1 protein-coding gene is annotated in these 4,650 nt (G+C 45.3%); it reads right to left on the reverse strand.

From position 1 onward, the window contains the following. Window positions 1–115: 115 nt before the first annotated feature. A partial coding sequence (locus QUB25_RS29335; protein ID WP_333188958.1) for an AAA family ATPase occupies window positions 116–4,650 on the reverse strand: 4,535 nt, incomplete at its 5' end.

The raw sequence follows: 4,650 nt of genomic DNA on the forward strand, positions 1-4,650 counted from the left end.
TGGTTAAATCTATACCTGCATTCATTTTGGCTATCCTCATCTCAAATATTGACTGCTAAAAATTAATGTGCGCCTCTATGTGTAAGGGTTAAAGGCGGCTATCGCATAATTAACTTCATCCGTTTGTAGGCAATGAGATCGTAAACTCCGTCCCTTCTCCTAATACAGAATTTACCTCGATTGTACCGCCGTGTTTTTCAACCACAATCTGCCGTGCGATCGCCAATCCCAACCCCGTGCCTTTACCCACACCTTTAGTTGTAAATAAGTGGTCAAAAATCTGACCTTTTATCTCCTCTGATATCCCTGGCCCGTTGTCATAAATGCGAATCGTCACCCACTCCTTAGACTGTCTTTCGGTGCGAATCGTAATGCAATTGGCTGGGGCTTTAATCTTCTCTAAACTCCGTTCCCGATTTGATTCTTCCAGTGCATCAATGGCATTTGCCAATATATTCATAAACACCTGATTTAATTGTCCGGGGAAGCAATCCACTGAGGGCAAGTTCCCGTACTCTTTCACAACTTCAATCGCTGGACGCTGTTCGTTTGCTTTCAATCTGTGTTTGAGAATCAAAATCGTACTGTTAATTCCGTCATGAATATTGAAAGGCACTTTGTAATCTTTGTCGGCTCGGGAGAAGGTACGAAGACTGGTGCTGATGCCTTGGATGCGATCGCACCCGATTTGCATCGAATTCAACATTTTGGGTAAATCTTCTAAGAGATATTCGATATCGCTCTCTTCAGCTTTTTCTTCAATCTCCTCACCCGGACTGGGAAATTTTTCTTTATAGAGTTGCAAGTATTCTGTAATATCTTTGACGGCGGCGATCGCTTCATGAATATTACCAGAAATAAATCCGACTGGATTATTAATTTCATGGGCAACTCCGGCTACTAAATTCCCCAACGCCGACATTTTTTCGCTCTGCACTAATTGCAGTTGAGATTGTTCCACCTGGTGAGCGTAGTCCTGGGCTTGCTGATACAGTCGCGCATTTTCTAGGGAAATGGCAGCCTGAGTGCAGAGGAAGTTGAGGATGAGGAGACGATCGCGAGTAAACACTCCTTTTGTCGAGCTATGTTCGAGATACAGTATCGCAACTAAGTTCCCGCGATCGAGAATCGGAGTACATAGCATACTCTGAGAGTGATACTGGAGCGTACAGTCATTCATTAAACCCGGAATATCGGTTTTGCCACCTTCAATAACCACAGTTTCCAGGGTGTGTTTGACATAATAAACCAGCTTGAGCGGAATCACCGCCGAGCCATTTATAGGCTGGGTTTGCAGCAGGGTAGTGGGTGTCTGGTTATCTGGATTGATGTGAGTTATTGCCCGGATTTGCCATTCATCCTGATGGGGGAGTAGCAAAGCACAAGTTTCGGCGCCCGAAGTTTTTAAAATAATTTGGTTGAGGGTGTCGAGTAATTCATCAAGCTGAATTTTACTGGATAAAGCTTGAGCAGCTTGCACAATAGATGCGAAATCTAGGGCCTCGGAAATACTGGTGCTGCTATTACTGGAAGTCTGCGAAGAGTGGCTAATCGTTGCTAGCGTCTCTAGAGGATTAAAGCGGAGTTTGGGCTGATTCAGGATGGGATGAAGTAATTGGGGATAGAGTTGTTCTAGGTGTTCAACCTTCGCTAGTGCACCCCAACGGGCATAACAGTAATATGCTTCCTGCATATAGCTGGCGGCAACTTTTTCTTTGCCCCACTCCCAGTAGAATTTGGCAGCTAATTCGTTGGCTAATCCTTCCTCTTGGATAAAACCGTTTTCCTTGGCTCCTTTAATTGCTAGATCGTAAAATTCTAGAGCTTCTGTTTTGCGAGCAAGAACGCGATTTTTTTCGGCTTCAACTAAATGATATTTGTGCAAGTAATTCATGGGGCCATAATCTGCCCAGTCTTTGAGCTTGGCTTGATTTTCTTCCATTCGCTGCCATCGCGGCTCTGACTGGGACATCGATTCACCAGGAGTGGCCAGCAGGTTCAGAGAATCATAGAAGTAGAAGATCGGTTCAACAATACTTCCCATCCCTCCAGCCAAATAGTGTCGCGTTTGAGCGGCATCGTGTTCTGCTTTAGCAAAGTCTTCCAACCAGTAATTCAATGTGAATCGATACAAGTAGAAGAAGGATAGTCGGTAAAAATCGACTTTGGCCTGAGCCAGGACTTCTTCTTCATAGTCATCCTGGCGTAAAGGAATCTCGTCCTCTGACTGACCCAAGAGAATTTGAGCCGCCTGCAAGTAGGCCAACACACAGTTTGCTGCTGTGACTTGGTGGAGGTCGCACAACTGTTGGTAATAGGCGCGAATTTGCGGTTCGAGTTCAGCTAGCGGTTGACCGTACCAATAAGCATTGAAACAGTACAACTGGGCGTCGTAGCCCATAAATTCTAGATTGCCGGTTTCTAATCCAGCTTGATAGCCATCGAGAAGAATCGGCAGCGTTTCTTGCAGGTGGATCGTCCAAGAACCCACATATGCCCCCATTAACATGGCGGTTGCGGCTCGAATGTTTTTGGCATCGGGTTCTAAGGCGAGTTGGTATCCTAATTGCCCAAACTGAGGCACCATTGTCATGTCGCCCCACAGCATCCTCAGTTGGAAGGCGTAACCCACGTAGCAAAAAGCCGAAACCGGACTATTGCCAAATTGAATGGACAGCTTGGCTTGGAGCGCCACTACCAGGAAATAGAGCTTTGTTCCTGACATATAACAGACGGGTGTCAGCCGAGCCGCATTTTGCATAATGGCTAATTGCTGGGGATCGGTCATTTTCGGCAGATGAATGAATGACTCAATGGAGCGACCCTCAATTAGGGCATCAATTTCTTGCTTCACCTGCCGAATATCGTCTAGGGTTGGTTCATCTGGTAAGTTTACGCCTAACATTTGGAAGACCGATTGACCGATCGCGATCGCCTCGACAAATTTATTGTGGGCGACCAATGCCTGGATTTTGACTTGGTAAACTTGCACCTGTTCTAAAGGTGTTTTCGCACGATCGATCACGGCTTCAATCCACTGGTGCATTTGCTCAAAATCGCCGGCTAAAAAAGCCACCTCGGCAGCTAAGTCGTGCAGGGATAGGGTCATTTCGTAATGCCGTTCCCAAGCGTCTGTTCCCAGCAGTTGCAGCCCCACTGTGGCATATTCGCGGGCTGCTTGATAGGCAGTTGCCGATCTCGCTTTGCGGCAAGCAATCAGGTTGAGTTGGGCGAGTTCCTCCCTTTCCTGTTGTTCTACAACCAGCGTCGTGCCGTAGTTCAACTGATTGACTAATTCAAAAATGCGTTCTTCTCTGGCTTCTGCTGAAATTTGTTGCAGCAGTAGTTGCCCGATTTGATAATGGGCGATCGCGCGTTCTGCTTCCGGAATCAAAGAATAAGCGGCTTGTTGGACGCGATCGTGCAAGAAGCGATAGGCAACCGTTTGAGAAGTACCTCGATCGATCTTTTCTTCTTCCCCTACATAAAATTTATAAATCTCACTCTGAGGTAAAACAAAACCTTCCTGTAAAGTTTTCCACAAAGCCGTTGCCGTTCCCGTCTCCGAGATTTCCGAAACAATTGCTAATGTTGTCAGATCGAACTGATTGCCAATGCAAGCTGCTAATTTTAAAACATCCTGACTTTCAACTGGCAATTTCTGTAATTGCTGCGCCATGAATTCAACTACATCATCCGTCAGTGCTGCTTCGGTAATTTTGCTAATATCGCACTGCCAATATCCTGCTTTAATATCAAAAATAATCAACTCATCTTGATGCAATGCCTTGAGAAACTGCGTCGCAAAAAATGGGTTTCCTTTTGTCTTCTTATACACCAACTCCGTCAGCGGTTCTGCTAAGTTAGGAGAACAATTCAGCGTATCTGCTACTAATTGATTCAAACTGGTTCGAGCCAGAGGTGCTAGTGTGATGGTATTTACTATTGCCCCGATTTTTGTGACTTCATCTAAAGTCAACATTAAGGGATGGGCAGCAGAAACTTCATTGTCTCGATAGGCTCCAATTAGTAGCAGGTGACTGGACTGGGATTCACCTATGAGCAACTGCATCAACTTTAAAGATGCCGAATCAGCCCACTGCAAATCATCCAGAAACATCACTAAGGGATGCTCTTTTGTGGTAAAAACAGAGATAAATTTTTGGAACAGCAAATTGAACCGATTTTGAGCAGCCATCCCTGACAATTCTGGGGCTGGGGGTTGTTGTCCGATAATGCGTTCTAGTTCAGGAATGACTTCAATAATGACTTGTCCGTTGTCACCAAGGGCTTCGAGAATTTGAGTTTTCCATGCTTGGAGTTGGAGCTCGCTTTCACTGAGCAATTGTGTCATTAAATCGCGGAATGCTTGCACAAATGCCGAAAAGGGAATATTGCGATTGAACTGGTCAAATTTACCTTTAATGAAATAGCCATGCTGTCGGACAATGGGTTTTTGAACTTCATTAACCACAACGGTTTTTCCTATGCCGGAAAAGCCTGCAACGAGCATCATTTCGCTGTTGCCTTGTGCTACTCGTTCAAAGGCTTCTAAAAGTTGCTGTATTTCTCGTTCTCGACCGTAGAGTTTTTCGGGAATCAGGAAGCGATCGCATATATCTCGCGTTGCTAACTCAAATGTTTCAATCT

Origin of the sequence: Microcoleus sp. B3-D7 (assembly GCF_036705305.1) — a bacterium.
GTDB lineage: Bacteria > Cyanobacteriota > Cyanobacteriia > Cyanobacteriales > Microcoleaceae > Microcoleus.